Consider the following 17,755-nt stretch of genomic DNA (forward strand, 5'->3'; position numbering starts at 1 on the left):
TGGGAGACTGCCTTTTTTTATACTTTCAGAAATTATAAATTGGCAGCAAGGAGGAAACTCGGCGATGTTGCCAATTTTACGTCTAAAGTATAAGTGCAACTACGTCTCTGTCTTCGCCCTTTGGGCTCGCCAATCGACGAGTTTTCTTTATTACACAAAAGGAGGAATGCCCGCATGACAGCGGCAGTAACTTATCAGCTTTGGACACCCGTTTCGGAAACCTTTCCCCATGATGACGAGACGAAAGGCGCACGGACAGTGCTTGAGTGGGCATACAGCCATTACCAGCCCCAGGACATTGTTTATGCGTCAAGCTTCGGTGCAGAAGCGATCATTTTGATTGACCTGATACAGCAGATAAAGCCGGATGCACATATCGTTTTTCTCGATACTGGACTCCATTTTCCCGAAACGTACGAGGTGATCGACAAAATTGCCGAAAGGTTTCCGGAATTGCAAATTGAGAGGAAGCAGCCGGCACTTAGCCTTGACGAACAACGGGAACAGTATGGCCCGGCTTTATGGAAAAGGGACTCCGGGCAGTGCTGCAACATCAGGAAAGTCATCCCATTGCGGGAAACGCTGACTGCAAAAGAGGCGTGGATTTCGGGACTTCGCCGGGAGCAGTCGCCCACAAGGGCAAACACTGAGTTTGTCAACAGGGATGAGAAATTCCAGAATATCAAAATATGCCCGCTGATTCACTGGACCTGGGACGATGTCTGGGCCTGGATCAGGGAAAAAGACCTTCCGTACAACATTTTGCATGACCAGCAATATCCGAGCATTGGCTGTTTTCCTTGTACGCAGCCGGTGGGGAATGATGGTGATTCGCGTGCAGGCCGCTGGGCAGGAAGCAGCAAAACAGAGTGCGGGTTGCATACCCGCTAGCTAAAGGAGGCGTGGCTTTTGCTCACGGTAATTGCAATTACGATAGGATTATTTTTCGCCATGAACATCGGGGCAAGCGGTGCTGCTGCCTCGATGGGGATTGCATATGGTTCAGGTGTCGTTAAAAAACGGCTGGCTTTGCTGCTGTGCGGTGCCGCGGTTTTCCTCGGGGACTGGCTGGGCGGAGGTGAAGTGGTGAAGACAATCGGGAGCGGGATCGTCCCGAGCAGCACATTTTCCGTGCCGATAGCGATAATTGTTCTGGCATCTGCGGCCCTGTCTTTATTTTTGGCAAACATCTTTGGGATCCCGCTCTCTACAAGTGAGGTGGCAGTCGGGTCAGTCGTGGGCGCCGGCATTGTGTACCAATCGGTGTTTCTTGGAAAGCTTGGATGGATCATGTTTTTCTGGCTGCTTACTCCGTTTGTCGCATTCCTGATTGCGCTCCTTGCATCCTGCGTACTCACAAGCAAAAGGCTCCAGACATTATTTCGGTCCAAAAAAGCTGTTCCATTCCTGTCGGCGCTGGTTGTGTTCATGGGTTTGTTTGAAGCTTTTTCAGCCGGGATGAACAATGTCGCCAATGCCGTCGGACCGCTTGTCGGGGGAGGCATCATCACCACGGACAGCGGCATTTTCTGGGGCGGATTGTTCGTAGCACTGGGAGCCATGATGCTGGGCCAGCGTGTTCTTGAAACAAACGGTAAAAAAATCACCACCCTCAGGCTTGAGGAAGGGTGCGTGATATCAGGGACGGGCGCAAGCATCGTGACACTGGCCTCCATTTTTGGCATTCCCGTCCCGCTTACGCAAATAACCACTTCATCGATAATCGGTCTGGGCTTCGCGAAGCAGGGCTGGGCAGTATTGAAAAAAGACATTGTTGTACAGTTGTTGACAGTCTGGATTGTTTCGCCTGTGTTATCGATGGTACTGTCCTATACCCTTATTCAATTGCTTATTGAGCATAACGGCTATCCGATTATCGTAATGGCTGGTGTCCTGATTTCTGTATTTGGTGTGCTGTCACTGATGAAAAGGGGGGCAGCCACAATCCCGATGCCTTCTGAGCCGGCTAAAGACTAACAATATATTAAAAGAAAGGTTTGATTCTGTTGTCATTTTTACCTAAACCTCATGGAGGAAAACTCATCGAAGCATACGACCCGTTTTATGATGTAAGCACAATTGAAAAAGAGCTTGAAATTGACGCAATAGCGTTGAGTGACCTGGAACTGATAGGCATCGGCTTGTTCAGCCCTCTTAAAGGGTTTCTCGGTAAAGCCGACTATGAATCTGTCATTGCCAGCATGAGGCTGGCCGACGGTACCGTCTGGCCGATCCCAGTGACTCTCCCTGTTTCATATGAAGTTTCGGCATCACTGACCGAAGGCGAGGAATTCAAACTCGTCCACAACAAGCAGGTTTATGGAGTCATCAAGGTATCTGAATGGTACGAACCTGATTTAGACAAGGAAGCAGTTGAAGTATATAAGACAACTGAGCTGGCACACCCGGGGGTGAAGCGGCTATTCGAAAGAGGACCGGTCTATGTCGCAGGGGAAGTGACACTCGTCAAAAAGCCGGAAAAAGGACTGTTCCAAGAGGTGTGGCTCGAACCAAAGCACACTCGTGAGCTTTTTGAAAAAAATGGCTGGAAAACAGTAGTTGGATTCCAGACGAGAAATCCGATACATCGGGCCCATGAATATATCCAAAAGGCAGCCCTGGAAACTGTAGATGGATTGTTCGTCAACCCGCTTGTCGGAGAGACAAAGTCAGACGATATCCCTGCAGATGTCCGCCTGAAAAGCTATAAAGTCTTGTTGGATAACTACTATCCTGCTGAGCGTGTCCAGCTGGGCGTTTATCCCGCCGCAATGAGGTACGCAGGCCCAAGGGAAGCGATTTTTCATGCGATTGCCCGCAAAAACTTCGGCTGCACGCATTTCATTGTCGGCCGCGACCATGCCGGAGTCGGAAACTATTACGGAACTTATGATGCGCAGTACATTTTCAGTGAATTTTCCGAAGAGGAACTTGGTATCAAGCCATTATTCTTTGAACATAGCTTCTACTGCATCAAATGTGAGGGAATGGCTTCTGACAAGACCTGCCCACACGGGAAGGAGGACCGGGTGATCCTGTCCGGCACGAAGGTAAGGGAGATGCTGAGGTCGGGTGTGCTTCCACCGTCTACCTTCAGCCGTAAAGAGGTTGTCGAAGTACTGATAGGTGGCATGAGAGAAAAAGCAACTGTGTAGGGGGATCGCAATGTCGAAGGCAACAAATATCACATGGCATGAATCAGCCGTTTCAAAGCATGACAGGCAGGTGCAGAATGGACATGGGAGCTGTGTCCTCTGGTTTACGGGCCTGTCTGGTTCCGGTAAATCCACGATTGCAAACGCCGTTTCCAATGAATTATACCGGCAGGGAATCAATGAATATGTTCTTGACGGAGATAACATCCGGCATGGATTGAACCGAGACCTTGGTTTTTCCGAAGCAGACCGGACGGAAAACATCCGCCGGATCGGGGAAGTCGCAAAGCTGTTCGTCGACAGCGGCAAGGTGGTGACCACGGCGTTTATATCGCCTTTCAGTTCGGACCGCGCCCAGGTGCGGGAACTTTTTGAGGATGGCGAATTTATCGAGGTCTATGTCAACTGTCCGATCGAAGAATGCGAGCGCCGCGATCCAAAGCACCTTTATGAAAAAGCGCGCCGCGGCGAGATTAAAGATTTCACCGGGATTGACTCACCGTACGAAGTACCGGAGCATCCGGAGATCATCATTGATTCTCATCTGTTGACTGTAGAGGAAGCAGTTGAAAAGGTTTTTGCATATTTACGGAACAAAAACATTATTTAGGGGGAGCTAAAATGGCATATGTCAAGCATTGGGCCAATAATGAGAAGCTGAATAAAACTGAGCTGAAAAAGCTTGAAAAAGACGGGCTGAAAATTCTTGAAGATATACCGTACTACGCGGCAAACGGGTTTGATTCAATACCTAAGGACCAGTGGGACCTGTTCAAATGGGCGGGACTGTATCTGCAGCGTCCAAAAGAAGATGGTTATTTTATGATGCGGGTAAATGTGCCCTCAGGCTTTTTGACAAATGCTCAAGTGCTGGCGCTTGCAGGGATAGCCAGGGATTATGGACGTGGTGTATTTGACATTACGACCCGGCAGGCAATCCAGTTCCACTGGCTCGAGATCCAGCAGATCCCGGACATTTTCGCACGCCTGGAGGCTGTCGGCCTGTCCAGTGCGGGGGCATGCGGGGACATTACCCGGACAATCGTCGGCAACCCAATTGCCGGCCTTGATCCAAACGAATTGTTTGATACCTCGAGCATCGTGAAAGAAGTTTACGACTATTTCCAGAAAAATGAAGACTTCTCGAATTTACCGAGAAAATACAAAGTATCCATCAGCGCAAATATCAACAACGCCTCAAACGCGGAGATCAACTGTGTTTCTTTTACACCTGCGGTAAAAGTCATCGATGGCGTAGAGAAGAAAGGCTTCCACTTGAAAGTGGGCGGCGGCCTGTCCTCACGGCCTTTCCTTGCCCAAACGGTTGATGTGTTCATCGAGCCTGAGCGCACTTTGGAAGTCGCCATTGCTGTCACTACGATTTTCCGAGATTATGGCTTCAGGGAAAAACGCCACCTGGCGCGGCTCAAATTCCTGATTGCGGATTGGGGAGTTGAAAAATTCAGGGAGAAGCTTGAAGAATACACCGGGCCGCTTCCAACCAAGGGGGAAGAGCCGGCAGGGGAATGGAACGCCGGCTATTTCTACGGGGTCCATGACCAAAAGCAGGCAGGCCTTAAATTCCTGGGCTTCAATGTCCCGGTTGGCCGCCTTGACGCAGAAGAAGTGTTTGAACTGGCACGTATTTCTACTAAATATGGCAACGGCGAGATCCGCACATGCAATTCACAAAACCTGATCATTCCGAATATCCCGGATGAAAATGTCGATGCGCTGCTCGCTGAGCCAATATTTCAGCGGATTACCATTAATCCAAACTCGTTCATCGGCCATGCTGTATCGTGCACAGGCATTGAATATTGCAACCTGGCCCTTGTCGAAACAAAAGAACGGATGCGCCTGATTGCTGAAGAGCTGGACAACAGGCTGGCATTGGATGTCCCGGTGAGGATGCATATGGTCGGCTGTCCGAACTCCTGCGGACAGCGGCAAATCGCCGATATTGGCTTCCAGGGCATCCAGGTCCGCAACAAAAACAAAGAAATGATTGAGGCGTACGAAATCTATGTGGGCGGCACACTGAACGACGGCGGCCAGTTCAACCAGAAATTAAAAGGGAAAATCCCGGCAGAACAGCTGACAGGCGTGGTTGAACACTTATTACAATACTTCAGCGCTGAAAAAACAGCCGGTGAATCGTTCTTCAGCTTTGTAAAGCGCATCGGCATCGAGCCGCTGCAAACTGCCCTGGATTCATACCTGGAGATACAGGCACATGGCGTATCTATATAGATTTGATGTTGCACTGGATAATAAAGATGTTATGGCCGTCATCTATGCTGAAAATGACGAGGCAGCCTTCGAGCATCTCGATGTGGAACTAGAGAAGTTTTATTTGAAAGAGCCCAATATAAAAGAAGTCACGTTACGGGAGAAGAAACGGATCGTGAAAAAAAGCGGTTTTATCCTCGATCAAGATGAGAAAGGGTGGTAGATTAATGGCTGGCAAAGTTTATTTAGTCGGCGCGGGTCCCGGAGATCCGGACCTGATCACAGTAAAAGGATTGCGGTGCCTCCAGCAGGCAGATGTCATCCTCTATGACCGGCTGGTGAATCCCGAACTGCTCGAGCACGCCAGACAAGGCGCCCAGCTTGTGTACTGCGGCAAGCTTCCCCATTACCATACAATGAAGCAGGAAACGATCAACCACTTTCTGGTCAAATATGCGAAGAAAGGATTGAATGTTGTCCGGCTCAAAGGAGGGGACCCGTTCGTATTTGGGCGGGGCGGCGAAGAGGCTGAGGAATGTGCCAAACACGATGTTCCGTTTGAAATTGTCCCGGGAATCACAGCAGGCATAGCCGCTTCAGCGTACGCAGGCATACCTGTCACACACCGCACATTGAGCAAAAGCTTTGCTTTTATAACCGGCCACCAGGCAGGCGACGTGGAAGCTGAGCACCAGTGGGCCCATCTGGCGAAAGCTGTGGATACGATTTGTGTTTATATGGGGGTGTCCCACCTTCCGGGCATAACGAAGAAATTAATCCAGCATGACAAATCACCAGATACTCCGATCGCACTGGTGCATTGGGGAACTTTGAGCGACCAGAAGACAGTGATCGGCACGCTTGAGACGATCGAAGCACGGGTGCGCCAGGCGAACATCGCAAATCCTAGCATGATCGTGATCGGGGAGGTCGTGCTCCTGCACCATAAATTGAATTGGTTCGATGAAGAAATTGTGCCACATCTGCCGGTTGTCCACGGGTAAAAAGGAAAGGGTGAGCAGCATGAAAGCAATTCTCTATATTGGCCATGGAACACGGTCGAAATTGGGGGCCGCTGAAGCTAAATCCTTTATGCAACGGGTGATTAAACGGATTGACGTCCCAATCCAGGAGGTCAGCTTCCTTGAGCTGACTGAACCGCCCATAGAGGAGGGATTCCAGCGCTGCGTGGACAGGGGTGCCACCGAAATCACGGTCGTCCCCCTGTTCCTGCTGGCGGCTGGACATATTAAAGAAGATATTCCAAACGTCCTTCGGGAAATAGGTGCAAAGCATCCCCATGTCCGGGTACGTATGCAAAATCCGTTCGGAGTTCAGGCACAAATTCTTGACGCCATCGTTGAAATCATCAGGGAATCCGCGGGAGAGGTGACATCCAGGGACGCTTTATTAATTGTAGGCAGAGGCAGCAGTGACCCTGGAATACATGCTGCCTTCGGGGAGATCGCCGATGGCATCCGGGACAGACTTGCATTAAAAAATGTGTCCGTTTGCTACTTGGCTGCTGCCGTACCGACGCTCAAGCAAGGACTTGATACGATATCACAACAAGGCGCCAACCGCATGATTGTACTTCCTTATTTGCTATTTTCCGGCCTGCTGCTGAATGAAGTGAAGCTAAATGTACGTTCCCGCCAGAAGCAGGGACTGAATATTATCCATACAGGGACCTTGAGCGGACACCGGGTCTTTGAGGATATCGTCATCGAACGTGCGAGCGGGAAGGAGGCCATCCATGCAGCCACTGGTCATTGACTTTGCCGGAAAAAAAGTAGTCATTGCCGGAGGCGGGCGGATTGCGGCAAGAAAAGCAAAGGTGCTGGAGGCAGAACAGGCTGAAATCACGTTTATCGCACCCGACTTTTCTGAAGAGGTCTTGGAACTGTCCCGGAAAAAAGGCTATGCCCTTATCGAACGGAAAGTACAGCCGTCTGATTTTGACGGGGCAATACTGGTGATACTTGCGACCAACGACCGGAACGTGAATGGCACAATTGCGAAAATGCTGCCGCCTAACCAGCTGGTGTGCGTCGTTGATGAATCCGGGGATGGAAACGTAACGTTTCCGGCAACAGTGCGGCGCGGCCACCTGCAAATAGCCGTTACCTCAAACGGTTCCAGCCCAAAGCTCACCCGGAAGCTAAAAAAGGACCTGGAAGAACAGTTTGACGATTCATGGGAAACGTATACGGCATTCCTGGCCCAATGCCGCGAGACAATCAAGAAGCTCTCCATTTCGTCTGGAGAAAAAAACGAACTTTTATGGGAACTGCTTGATGAGCGGTTCCGCACGGATTTTCAAGCACAATCCGACAAGCTCGCACAGCTGCAGCATCTTGGGCAACATGAAGAAATAAAGAAAATGTAACGGGAATACAGGGATAATCCACATTTTTAACAGGGAACCAGGTGATAGATCGAAATACACGAATATTGGCTTTATTAAAGGAGGAAAACAGGTGGATAGCTTAAAAGGAAAAGTAGTGGTCATTTCAGGTGCAGGAAGCGGTCTTGGGAAAGAAACGGCTCTCGTTTTTGCGAACGCAGGGGCAGACCTTGTCATTTGTGGGCGCACTTATGATAAGCTAGAACAGGTTGAGGACCTCATTAAAAGCCAGTATGATGTGAATGTTATGCCAATCAGGGCCGATGTATCGACGGAATCTGATGTAAAAATGGTCGTGCAGGCGGCACATGCAAAATTCCAAAGGATTGATATTTTAATCAATAATGCCGCCGTGTTCCAGCAGTATCATTTAATGGAAAGTCCGCTCGATTCATGGGAATACCAAATCGGTAATAACGCCACAAGTGTATTTTTAATGATGCGGGAATGCCTGCCAATCATGAGGAACCAAAAATCCGGCCATATCATCAATATTACATCCGGTCTTGTACGGGAAGGTGCCGCAGGGTTCGGTGCTTATGCTGCGAGTAAAGCGGCTGTTGAAGCATTGAGTTTTAGCGTAAAGGATGAGGAACATAAAAACGGCATCAAGGTCCACGTTTTCAACCCCGGAGTAATGAAGACAAACTTGGCCACAATCGGCGACGATCCTGCAAATGTTGCCCCTTATTTGGTTGCACTGGCACAGTCCCATGCGTTTACCGAAAACCACGTGGTGCAGATAGAAGATATGTTAATAAAAGAAAAGCAGGTTTAGCAAATGCTTGGCACGCCGAATTTATACGTTCGGCTTTTTTTTGTTTAATTCACCAAATTTCCGTTGAGCTTTATTGCCCAGAGCTTTACTATTTATGAAATAGGTTGCAACAATAATATGGTTAACTCCATGATCATAAGTTGTGCAGGAAAACGCTAATTGAGCATAATAGGTTAGAAGGATTTTACAGGGAGGTTTTTGATGAACGTAGTAGAAAGACAATTAAAAGCATATAACGAAAAAGATATTAATCGGTTTATTGATTGCTACTCAGATGATATAGTAATCTATGAATTTCCTGACAAAGTAAGATTTGCTTCAAAGACAATAATGAGAAAGCATTATCAAAAGTTATTCGACACTTATCCTGATATGAATGCGGAAATTGTCAAGCGCATTGAGCAAGGATTCTTCGTGATTGATCATGAAAAAATCACAGGCAGAAGTGAAGACCCATTATTCGCAACGGCCATATACGAGGTACAGCAAGACATCATTGTAAAAGTGTGGTTTTTATAACATATTATTGACAGTAATAATCGAAACGAATTGTAAGAGTAACTTTTTTTCGTACAGTTCCCGATAAAAGCATTGTGAATAATCATAAATAATTTTAGAATAATATTGAGTGATAACTAGAGAGAGAAGGCGCAGCATGTGGTTTTTGGGGGCAATGTTGACAACTGTGTGTTTTGGGATTAACAATTCGATTTTCAAGTGGAGCACGGGAAAAGGGTATTCAAAGGTAAATTTGCAATTATTGTTTTATGCTTCTGCCTTGATCTTGACGTTTGCATACGGCATGGCAACAAAAGCCCTTCATTTTAATGTGATGGCCATCCTGTTGGGGATATTGATTGGCGTGCTTAATGCGAATGGGAACATCCAGATGTCGAAAGCATTTGAAAAAGGACCTGCGAGTCTAACAGCCCCGATTATTTCCGCCAATACCGTTTTTCCTGTTTTAAGTGCTGGCCTTATATTCCATGAAAAAATATCGATATCGCAATGGCTCGGTATATTGCTGATTCTTGCTTCTGTCGTTGTCATTCAATACACACCTAAACGACCCAGTGGAAAGACAAATTATCTTCCATGGATTGGACGCATCAGTTTGGCTGTCCTGTCCTTTGGCATTTTAGGGGTATTAATGAAATTGGCAGCCAACCTGCATATCAGTTCTATCGACATTTTAGTTTCAATGTATGGTGGCGGCAGCATATATTTGCTGCTCCTGAATGCCAGTGCTAAAGAAAAAATGAGCAAGGCTGAAGTTAAACTGGGCGCGCTCGTTGGGGCGATCAGTGTAGCAGGCTACGGGAGTTATTTTTTTGCCCTGCAGACAGGGATCGCAAGTATTGTCTACCCGCTGGTGAGTTTAAACTGCCTGATGGTCGTCCTTGCAGGATGCATCCTGTTTAAGGAAAAAATGCGATCCTACCAGATTGTAGGTGTTTTATCCGCATTGCTTGGCGTAGTGCTTACAAAGATATAAGACAAAGCTGCCATGTTTGATTTGGCAGCTTTGTTTCTTTTCTGATTGAATACAGTGGGGGAAGCAAGTTGGTCAAACCCCGCCCGCATGCTGAACGCTCCGCCCCGCTGTGGTGCGGCTGCAAAAACGTGGCTTGCAGAGGGCTGAACGGGAGTCACTGGACCCAGACTCTCCCTGGGTCCTCAATGTGGCAAATAACAGGCCTTCATCTCCGAACAGTGCGATTTTCATAGCTTTCACCATTTCGATATCATAATCGACATTGTTTGTCATCGCGATACACCGCCAGTATCCACACGCAACAGTTGTTGCTGAAGTAACCTTAAATTTCATTTAATATTACGGCACTTGCGAAGACTCACCTCTTGGATTAGCCAGAAATCCTATACCTGTTTTTCTGAAAACATAAACTAGTAAGTACCAACAAACAAAAATTCTCCGCTATCAAGAGAATTCTAAAAATATAAAAAAAGTCCACCAATCTAAAAATTTTATAATTTAAAGCGCTTTCATATGCTGGTAGAATGAATAAGAAAGTAAAAACATGTTAGGGAGGAAAAAATTATGAGACAAATTTCCGGTAAGATCAAACTGCCGCCAGGAAAACGAGTGGCAGTGAACCTCGGTTCTGACTTTGACGCACATTCAGTATGGATGGGATCAATGAATAAGTTTTCGCCTTCCTATCTGCACCGGGGTGAGTTTGGAGCAGAGGTTGGGGCACCACGGTTACTGAACCTGATGGACAAGTACAATATTAAAGGAAACTGGTGCATTCCAGGTCATACGGTCGATACATTTTTTGAAATCAGCAAGGAAGTAGTTGCGCGCGGACATGAAATCACACATCATGGCTACGCCCACGAAAATCCAACGAACATGCCTTATGAAGAAGAAGAAGCCATTATGGTAAGAGGCTTTGAAGCATTGGAGAGACTTGGCGTCAAGCCACGGGGTTACAGATCACCTGCATGGGATTACAGTCCGAACACATTGGATATTTTGGAAAAGTACGATTTTGAATACGACAGCAGCTTGATGGGAAATGATTTGCACCCTTACCGTCCGCGGCGGATTGTTCCTCATATGGATAAAGCCAGCGAATATGGTGAACCAAGCAAGATTCTCGAAATTCCTGTTTCATGGTATCTGGATGATTTCCCGACTCAGGAGCTGGTATTCGGTCAAATGGACGGACTGGCAGATCCGGATGTGATGTTCCAGCGCTGGCAGGACATTTTCGATTATGCAGTTGATCATGAAGAAGGGGCATGCGTTGTCCTTACAACACATCCGCAGACCATCGGACGTGCCCATATGATCACACGCCTGGAAAAATTAATTCAGCACATGCAATCGCGTGGAGCCTGGTTCTGCACATTAGGGGAAATCTATGACAATTTTGTGGAAAACCCTGCCCAAACGGAAACAGAAGAGGAAATTCTAGTGAAATAAGCAGGTTGATAGAATGGGTTCAAAAAGGGCTCGTTTCTCTTTTAAAACAATTAAAGTGCAAAGCACTGGAAGATACGGAGGTTAAAAGGATGCGCACAGCCAAAATTTCCGCCTGCCAGCTGAAATTAAAACCAGTGGCAAGCTTTGAGGAATTTGCGGGCCAAGTAGAGGAAATCATTGCTCAAGTGCCTCATGATACAGATTATGTTATTTTTCCAGAACTACTAACTCTGGGACTGGTGAATAGTTTTCCCGGTTCAGAGGCCTTCGCCGCCGAAGATATTGTAAAAGTATCGGAATATACAGAGCAGTACAAGGAGCTATTCAGGAACCTGGCCATCCAAAGGCAGCAGGTCATTATTGCCGGCTCCCACCTGGAACAGCGCGATGACAAATATTTTAATATTTGTTATGTGTTCGATAAGGATGGAAGCCATATCGAACATAAGAAAACACATATTTTCCCGGCGGAATCGAATTGGCTTACCAGCGAAGGTGATGATTTGGAGGTTTACGATATCGGGCCTGCAAAAATCGGGATTGCCATCTGCTATGAATCGGAAATTCCCGAAATATCACGCATCCTGAGTGTGAAAGGTGCAGAAATCATTTTCTGCCCATCTTATACCTTCTCGGAAGCAGGTTTCTGGAGGGTCCGCCATTGTGCGCAGGCGCGCTGCATCGAAAACCAGGTTTATTTCGTGCATTGCCCGACCGTCGGAGACCCCTCTCTTCCCGTTCCGGCGACCGGTTATGGAAGGGCCTCCATATTGAGCCCATGTGACATAGCTTTCCCTTACAATGGCATTGTAGCAGAGGCAGGAACCAACCAAAATACTGTCATAAGTGGAACAGTCAGCCTTGAAGAATTGTACGTCAACCGGGAGACTGGGGCAGCCACAACCTTCAAGGACAGGACACGCAGAGAAAGCGTGTATGCAAAATATGCCCCTTATAACGAAATTGCCAGTAAAGCATTGATTCCGAATAATTAAGAGTTTAGGAGGTCTGCCAGAATGGCGGGTCTCTTTTTTTAATAAACCATGTAAGAGGACATTGGCCAGGAAATTTTGTATCATTAGATAAAAGGTTTACTATTCTGAATTTTCGTCAGTTATCGGAACAGAAACTGTTAAAGGGGAAGACTCGATTTGAAGAAAGCAGCATTAATGTTTGTTTTGTTATTGAGCTTTGCTGTTTATATATTCCTGCAGGAAGAGGGACTGAACCTGGATACAGCCGCGCTGCCGAAACATGACAGGGCAGGTGCGCACTCAGCGGAACAGGCTGACAGTCCGCGTCTCGCCTACTTTTCAGTTGGCTCAAGCAATACATATCTTCAGGCGGAAATTGCTTCAGCTGAGAGAACGGCTGAAAGATTAGGTTTTCACATCGATATCTTTGATGGCCAGTTTGATTCTTTTAAACAATATGAACAAATCGAAAGTGCAATCGCTTTAAATCAATATGATGCGTTTGTTGTACAGGCAAACGATGGACGACTGCTGTGCGACATGGTTACCAAAGTTGCACCAAGCAAGGGGATCAAAGTTGCAGCTATCAATTCTACCATGTGTGGTGCCAAGGACTGGCAGGAAGGGACGATCAGCTTTGTGAGCGGACAGCAATATGAAGTATATGAAGGCATCATCCGTAAAATTTTCACAGATAATCCGGCAGGCGGCAAAATTGCCGGTGTTTCTGGCCCCCATACTGGCTCCAATGCGATAAATATGAAAAAGGCATTTAATAAACTGGCAAGGGAATACCCGCAATGGCAGCTTGTCGACTTTGTTGAAACCGATTACACCTCAAGTAAAAGCTATGAGGTCACCCAAAAGTTACTTCAACAGCATGGAGACATTAACGCAGTTTTCTCCAACTATTCCGGCATCACTGTCGGGGTTGTTGAAGCTGTAAAAACAGCGAAGCGCGAAAATGTAAAAATCTATGATTTTGGTGGTGACGAGTGGGCGTTCAGGGCGCTTGAGGAGGGACTGATTGAAATGAGTACGATCATGCTGCCGAATGAAGAAGTGCAGCGGGCGATCGAGGCTGTAAATGAATCTTTAAAAGGGAATCATGTTGATAAATTCATAGATTTGACAAAGGATCCAATCCTTCCTGGGACACCTTATGTCACTAAGGAGAATATCCAGCACTTCAGGGACAAGGGCCTTCCAGAGTATTAAGTGCAAACCGCGTTCATGATAGAAACATAAAAGGGGTATGACTGTTGTTTATCAGCATTAAATACAAGTACATTATCCTGTATTCCATTTTGACAATCGTGCCTATCCTGGTAGTTGATATAATAGCCTACCAGGTGTTAACGGAAAAACTCCGTGACAATATCATAAAATCTAATCAAGAAATCATTACGCAAAGCAATGACATGCTTACATTGATTAAAGATGCTAAATTCGAGATGCAGAAATCCAGCGAGCAGCAGAAGATTATTTATTATTCACTGGCCAATTCCGTAATGGGCCGCGGTAGTGAAATTGTCATATCTGATGGCGAGGGCAAGTTGATTTATACTACTAATTCCCATCTCGCTGACAAGAAGCTCCATTTACAAGCGATAAGCAGCAGTAGAAGGAGCGGCAATTACCTGGTTGATTATTTGCAGGTGGAAAGGATTGCTATCTATTCCTTTAATCCAATGACTAAATGGTATTTAGTCGTTTTTACACCGACTGAAAATGTGTTCGATAAAATCGCGTATATACAGAAGCTGATGATTGCATTAATCCTGGTCAGCATCATTATCGTGACAGCTCTGATCTTTCTCATTTCCAGCCACTTGACCTCGCCAATACATAAATTGACAAGGACGATCCAGCGAATAGAAAAAGGGGATCTGGATTTGGAAGCACAGAAACAGGTGTTCATCAAAGATGAAATGTGGCAAATATCCCTCAGCTTCAATAACGTTGTTAATAAACTGAAAAACCATATGCAATATGAATACCTGTTCCGCATTAAATCCAACGAAGCGAAATTTCTCGCCCTGCAATCCCAAATTAACCCCCATTTTTTGCATAACACCCTCGAGACGATCAATTCGATTGCAAGAGTGGAAAAGGTTCCAATTATCTCGGAATTATCCATGTCATTATCAAAAATGTTCCGGTACAATGCTTTCACAGAAAAAAAATACGTACCAATCCGGGAGGAAATGGATCATGTTGAAAATTACCTCAATGTACAGCTGATCCGTTTTAATGGGCAAATCGAAAAGCATATCGAAATCGACCCGGAAATACTGGACTTTAAAACGGTGAAGTTCGTCCTTCAGCCCATAGTTGAAAATTGCTTTGTACATGCATTCAAAAACAAGGTAAACAAAGGGCTCATCTCCATTCATGGATACCGCGAAGAGGGGCACGCACTCATTGAGATCAGCGATAATGGGCCAGGGATGGATTCCGGGAAAATAAGCGATATCAACGAAGTGCTGGCAAGATGGGATTGGATAATGGATGAGGGAGAATTGAGCAGGTCAAAAATTGGAATTTACAACGTAAATTCCCGTATCAGAATGGCATTCGGCGAGGATTTCGGGGTTATGCTGCGGCCAAACCATCCACAAGGGCTGTCAGTGATCGTAACCCTGCCTGTAATTCTGGAGGAGGGGAAACTGGTTGTATAAATTGATGATTATAGAAGATGAACCATGGATTGCGAAGGGCCTTGAAGTTGCACTTCCATGGGAGGAATATGGCATCGAACTGACAGGCAGTGCCGCGAATGGTGAAGAAGCGCTGCGCATAATAGAAAAGTCAGACAGCGATATCATTCTTACCGACATAATGATGCCCATCATGAACGGGCTCGATATGCTGGAAAATTTGTCAAAGAGGACGGAAACCCTGCCTAAAGTAATCATTATCACTGGGTACAATGATTTTAGCTATGCCCAGCAGGCGATACGGTACGGGGTGGAGGATTATTTATTAAAACCTATCGACCAGCATGAATTGGAAAAAACGATTTTGTCAATCGTCCAAAAGCTTAATAAGCAGAAACAGGATGAGCAGGCTTTTCTAGCGATATCGGTTGAAAACCTCATATATGAAAGCCTGTCCCTCGAGCAAAATCGGAAGCCGGAAATTCAGTTTCCTTATCCCGTATTCAGAGTGCTCTTCTCAACAGAACCTCTGCCTGTCGAAACATTTGCTCCAGCAACGTCTGTCGCAGAGTATTTTTACCTCTATTTTCAGGATAGCCATCTCTATGTACTCGGGTTCGAAACGGATGAATTAGCGGATTCATTTGCCCAGACCGAATGCAGCGGTTTTCAGGGAAGGTTTTCCGTGGGGATAAGTTCAAAATATGAGGCGGACACTTTCTGCTTTTTTGATGCATATAAGGAAGCAGAACAGGATTTTCATAAAAGGCCCATGAACACCGGTAAACACACGCCACCAGTATTGCTGGCCACTGGGCAAGAAAAGCAGTGGGTCCAGTTACTTCAGAAAGGCAAAAAAGATGAAGTGTATGCGATGATGGAGAAACTTTTGCTTTGCCATTTTTCGTTCAATGAGAGATGGGGGTTGATGCTGCAGTTCTATTTGTTCTTGAGCAAACATTGCCATCCCCCGTTATTGACATCACCAGGTGGTCTTATCCAATTAAAGAAGGCAAGAAACGATAAAGATTTAAAAACAGTACTCGAGACAGTCATCGGTCCCCTGCTAGGATCGCTGAGCTCCCAGTGGCAATACACAATCTCTGACATTGCCAGGAAGGCTGTGCGTTACATTGAACAGCAATATAGCAATCCCTATCTATCCCTGCAACAAGTGGCTGATGGAGTCGGCGTATCTGCTGCCTATTTAAGTGTAATTTTTAAAAATGAAATTGGAATGAACTACATTCACTTTCTAACCATTACCCGTATCGAAAAGGCGAAGAAGGAATTGGCAGATACAAAAAAGACTTGCCGGCAAATCAGCATCTGTTGCGGATTTAATGATGTAAAGTATTTTACGAGAGTTTTCAAGAAAACAACTGGATTCACACCGAATAAATTCAGGGAAATTCACGGTTGATTTCTTTGAACAAACTTTAAAAATTCTTTAGGGAAGAAACCGTTTGCCAAACAAATTAAGAATGCTCCACTTGTCCCTGGGTAAAAATCTGAAAAATAAAAAAATGAAAAAATTTTACTAACATCGATTTTACATCGAAAGATTTTAAATAGATTGATTGGTAGTGAGTCGTAATTTGTCACTAAATTTGTTAAAAAGAACATAGGGATATTTATAACGAACAAAGAATAAGATAGGGGCAGGGCAAAAATAGGTAATTTTATAGTAAAGGGGAGAGGGAGAATGAAGCTGGCAAAAAAGATTTCCAGTGTTTTGATTGCAGTATTATTGCTTGCTGTCTTGCCCGTCAATACGTTTGCAAAAGAACATGATAACAGAAGAGTAGTAGAATATGTTGCGCTGGGAGATTCACTAGCTTACGGCCAGACACCTTATCGCACAAAGGATTTGGGGTATCCGGATTATTTAAAGCAACGGATAGAACAATTGAGGGTAAAAGTGGATTATGTTAATTTTGGGGTTCCCGGCTATACATCCTTCCAATTGAAAAACGACTTATTGAACAGTGCACTGGTCAGGGATGAAATAAAAACAGCCAGACTTATCACGATCGATATTGGTGCGAACGACCTGCTTGGCACCCTCCAAACCAACCCAGCCAATGCAGGTGCGGCAATCCAAAGTGTAAGCGCCAATTTGCAAACAATCCTCAGCACAATTGACCAGCTTAATCCGAAAGCGAATGTTTATGTAATGGGTTATTACAATCCGTTCCCATATTTGCCGTCTCAACAACAGGCGAGCCTGCTGCCTTTATTGCATGCGCTGAATCAGCAAATTCTACTCCTATCAGCGGCACACGGGGACACATTTGTACCAACAGAAACTGTCATTGCCAAAAATTATCAGCTGTATTTGCCAAATCCACAGGACATTCATTTAAGCCTGGCTGGCTATAAGGCCGTAGCAAATGAATTTTCAAAAGCAATCCTCGGCGATCAGATAAACAAGATAATCAAGGAATTCGAAACTAAACAAGTTAAATAGCGCTGAATACATTTATGCACCCATCATTTGGGTGCCTTTTGTGCGACGGGCAGTCGCATAGGGCGTGGATAATCTCCACAGCCCTCTTTTCTTTTATCAGGACAGAGACGCCATTGCGGTGAAACGACT

At 45.9% G+C, this 17,755-nt stretch carries 19 protein-coding genes; 18 read left to right on the forward strand and 1 reads right to left on the reverse strand.

What is annotated here, in order from left to right; genetic code table 11:
• Positions 1-174: 174 nt before the first annotated feature.
• The 12 genes from CVD19_RS16445 to CVD19_RS16500 all read left to right on the forward strand — a co-directional run bounded on the left by CVD19_RS16445 (position 175) and on the right by CVD19_RS16500 (position 10,067).
• On the forward strand, positions 175-891 hold the full coding sequence (locus CVD19_RS16445) for a phosphoadenylyl-sulfate reductase (RefSeq protein ID WP_101583426.1): 717 nt from the start codon (positions 175-177) through the stop codon (positions 889-891).
• Positions 892-909: 18 nt separating this feature from the next.
• Positions 910-1,977 carry an inorganic phosphate transporter gene (locus CVD19_RS16450; RefSeq protein WP_101583429.1) on the forward strand — a complete coding sequence of 356 codons (1,068 nt, stop codon included), beginning with the start codon at positions 910-912 and terminating at the stop codon, positions 1,975-1,977.
• Positions 1,978-2,006: 29 nt separating this feature from the next.
• Positions 2,007-3,155 carry a sulfate adenylyltransferase gene (gene sat, locus CVD19_RS16455; RefSeq protein ID WP_101583431.1) on the forward strand — a complete coding sequence of 383 codons (1,149 nt, stop codon included), beginning with the start codon at positions 2,007-2,009 and terminating at the stop codon, positions 3,153-3,155.
• Positions 3,156-3,165: 10 nt separating this feature from the next.
• Positions 3,166-3,765, forward strand: a complete 600-nt coding sequence (cysC, locus tag CVD19_RS16460; RefSeq protein ID WP_101583433.1) for an adenylyl-sulfate kinase — start codon at positions 3,166-3,168, stop codon at positions 3,763-3,765.
• An 11-nt stretch (positions 3,766-3,776) separates the two neighbouring features.
• Positions 3,777-5,408, forward strand: a complete 1,632-nt coding sequence (locus tag CVD19_RS16465; RefSeq protein ID WP_101583435.1) for a nitrite/sulfite reductase — start codon at positions 3,777-3,779, stop codon at positions 5,406-5,408.
• Positions 5,392-5,610: a DUF3906 family protein gene (locus CVD19_RS16470; RefSeq protein WP_101583437.1), complete on the forward strand. Its 219-nt coding sequence runs from the start codon at positions 5,392-5,394 to the stop codon at positions 5,608-5,610. The genes CVD19_RS16465 and CVD19_RS16470 overlap by 17 nt, the downstream gene beginning before the upstream one ends.
• Positions 5,611-5,614: 4 nt before the next feature.
• Positions 5,615-6,391 (forward strand): uroporphyrinogen-III C-methyltransferase, encoded by a 777-nt coding sequence (gene cobA / locus CVD19_RS16475; RefSeq protein WP_101583440.1) that lies wholly within the window; start codon positions 5,615-5,617, stop codon positions 6,389-6,391.
• A 19-nt stretch (positions 6,392-6,410) separates the two neighbouring features.
• A complete protein-coding gene (locus CVD19_RS16480; protein ID WP_101583442.1) occupies positions 6,411-7,163 on the forward strand; it encodes a sirohydrochlorin chelatase in 753 nt (250 codons plus the stop codon).
• On the forward strand, positions 7,144-7,776 hold the full coding sequence (locus CVD19_RS16485; protein WP_101583444.1) for a precorrin-2 dehydrogenase/sirohydrochlorin ferrochelatase family protein: 633 nt from the start codon (positions 7,144-7,146) through the stop codon (positions 7,774-7,776). The genes CVD19_RS16480 and CVD19_RS16485 overlap by 20 nt, the downstream gene beginning before the upstream one ends.
• A 91-nt stretch (positions 7,777-7,867) precedes the next feature.
• Positions 7,868-8,572 (forward strand): SDR family NAD(P)-dependent oxidoreductase, encoded by a 705-nt coding sequence (locus tag CVD19_RS16490; RefSeq protein WP_101583447.1) that lies wholly within the window; start codon positions 7,868-7,870, stop codon positions 8,570-8,572.
• Between the two features lie 201 nt (positions 8,573-8,773).
• The gene (locus tag CVD19_RS16495) at positions 8,774-9,091 is read left to right on the forward strand and encodes a nuclear transport factor 2 family protein (protein ID WP_101583449.1); all 318 of its coding nucleotides are present in this window, start codon (positions 8,774-8,776) and stop codon (positions 9,089-9,091) included.
• A gap of 136 nt (positions 9,092-9,227) precedes the next feature.
• Complete coding sequence (locus CVD19_RS16500; RefSeq protein WP_101583451.1) at positions 9,228-10,067, forward strand: EamA family transporter; 840 nt, start codon at positions 9,228-9,230, stop codon at positions 10,065-10,067.
• Between the two features lie 72 nt (positions 10,068-10,139).
• On the opposite strand, the gene CVD19_RS25935 is transcribed toward CVD19_RS16500, so the two are convergent.
• Complete coding sequence (locus tag CVD19_RS25935; protein ID WP_180953669.1) at positions 10,140-10,400, reverse strand: hypothetical protein; 261 nt, start codon at positions 10,398-10,400, stop codon at positions 10,140-10,142.
• Positions 10,401-10,631: 231 nt separating this feature from the next.
• Here CVD19_RS25935 and CVD19_RS16510 point away from each other — a divergent pair, with 231 nt between their 5' ends.
• From CVD19_RS16510 to CVD19_RS16535, 6 genes are all read left to right on the forward strand, one after another.
• A complete protein-coding gene (locus CVD19_RS16510) occupies positions 10,632-11,522 on the forward strand; it encodes a polysaccharide deacetylase family protein (RefSeq protein WP_101583454.1) in 891 nt (296 codons plus the stop codon).
• 89 nt (positions 11,523-11,611) lie between these two features.
• A complete protein-coding gene (locus CVD19_RS16515; RefSeq protein WP_101583457.1) occupies positions 11,612-12,517 on the forward strand; it encodes a carbon-nitrogen hydrolase family protein in 906 nt (301 codons plus the stop codon).
• A 156-nt stretch (positions 12,518-12,673) separates the two neighbouring features.
• On the forward strand, positions 12,674-13,714 hold the full coding sequence (locus CVD19_RS16520) for a sugar ABC transporter substrate-binding protein (RefSeq protein WP_101583459.1): 1,041 nt from the start codon (positions 12,674-12,676) through the stop codon (positions 13,712-13,714).
• A 44-nt stretch (positions 13,715-13,758) separates the two neighbouring features.
• Complete coding sequence (locus CVD19_RS16525; RefSeq protein ID WP_101583462.1) at positions 13,759-15,177, forward strand: sensor histidine kinase; 1,419 nt, start codon at positions 13,759-13,761, stop codon at positions 15,175-15,177.
• On the forward strand, positions 15,170-16,579 hold the full coding sequence (locus tag CVD19_RS16530) for a response regulator (RefSeq protein WP_101583465.1): 1,410 nt from the start codon (positions 15,170-15,172) through the stop codon (positions 16,577-16,579). Before CVD19_RS16525 ends, CVD19_RS16530 begins: the two co-directional genes overlap by 8 nt.
• A 282-nt stretch (positions 16,580-16,861) precedes the next feature.
• On the forward strand, positions 16,862-17,626 hold the full coding sequence (locus CVD19_RS16535; protein WP_101583467.1) for an SGNH/GDSL hydrolase family protein: 765 nt from the start codon (positions 16,862-16,864) through the stop codon (positions 17,624-17,626).
• Positions 17,627-17,755: the final 129 nt, after the last annotated feature.

It is taken from the genome of Bacillus sp. T33-2, assembly GCF_002860205.1.
Classification (GTDB): domain Bacteria; phylum Bacillota; class Bacilli; order Bacillales; family Cytobacillaceae; genus T33-2.

Excerpts from the sequence above, each read along its gene's own strand:
- CVD19_RS16445 (WP_101583426.1), top strand. The coding sequence starts at position 175 with ATGACAGCGGCAGTAACTTATCAGCTTTGGACACCCGTTTCGGAAACC.
- cysC (WP_101583433.1), top strand. The coding sequence starts at position 3,166 with ATGTCGAAGGCAACAAATATCACATGGCATGAATCAGCCGTTTCAAAG.
- CVD19_RS16465 (WP_101583435.1), top strand. The coding sequence starts at position 3,777 with ATGGCATATGTCAAGCATTGGGCCAATAATGAGAAGCTGAATAAAACT.
- CVD19_RS16470 (WP_101583437.1), top strand. The coding sequence starts at position 5,392 with ATGGCGTATCTATATAGATTTGATGTTGCACTGGATAATAAAGATGTT.
- cobA (WP_101583440.1), top strand. The coding sequence starts at position 5,615 with ATGGCTGGCAAAGTTTATTTAGTCGGCGCGGGTCCCGGAGATCCGGAC.
- CVD19_RS16480 (WP_101583442.1), top strand. The coding sequence starts at position 6,411 with ATGAAAGCAATTCTCTATATTGGCCATGGAACACGGTCGAAATTGGGG.
- CVD19_RS16485 (WP_101583444.1), top strand. The coding sequence starts at position 7,144 with ATGCAGCCACTGGTCATTGACTTTGCCGGAAAAAAAGTAGTCATTGCC.
- CVD19_RS16495 (WP_101583449.1), top strand. The coding sequence starts at position 8,774 with ATGAACGTAGTAGAAAGACAATTAAAAGCATATAACGAAAAAGATATT.
- CVD19_RS16500 (WP_101583451.1), top strand. The coding sequence starts at position 9,228 with ATGTGGTTTTTGGGGGCAATGTTGACAACTGTGTGTTTTGGGATTAAC.
- CVD19_RS25935 (WP_180953669.1), bottom strand. The coding sequence starts at position 10,400 with ATGAAATTTAAGGTTACTTCAGCAACAACTGTTGCGTGTGGATACTGG.
- CVD19_RS16510 (WP_101583454.1), top strand. The coding sequence starts at position 10,632 with ATGAGACAAATTTCCGGTAAGATCAAACTGCCGCCAGGAAAACGAGTG.
- CVD19_RS16515 (WP_101583457.1), top strand. The coding sequence starts at position 11,612 with ATGCGCACAGCCAAAATTTCCGCCTGCCAGCTGAAATTAAAACCAGTG.
- CVD19_RS16535 (WP_101583467.1), top strand. The coding sequence starts at position 16,862 with ATGAAGCTGGCAAAAAAGATTTCCAGTGTTTTGATTGCAGTATTATTG.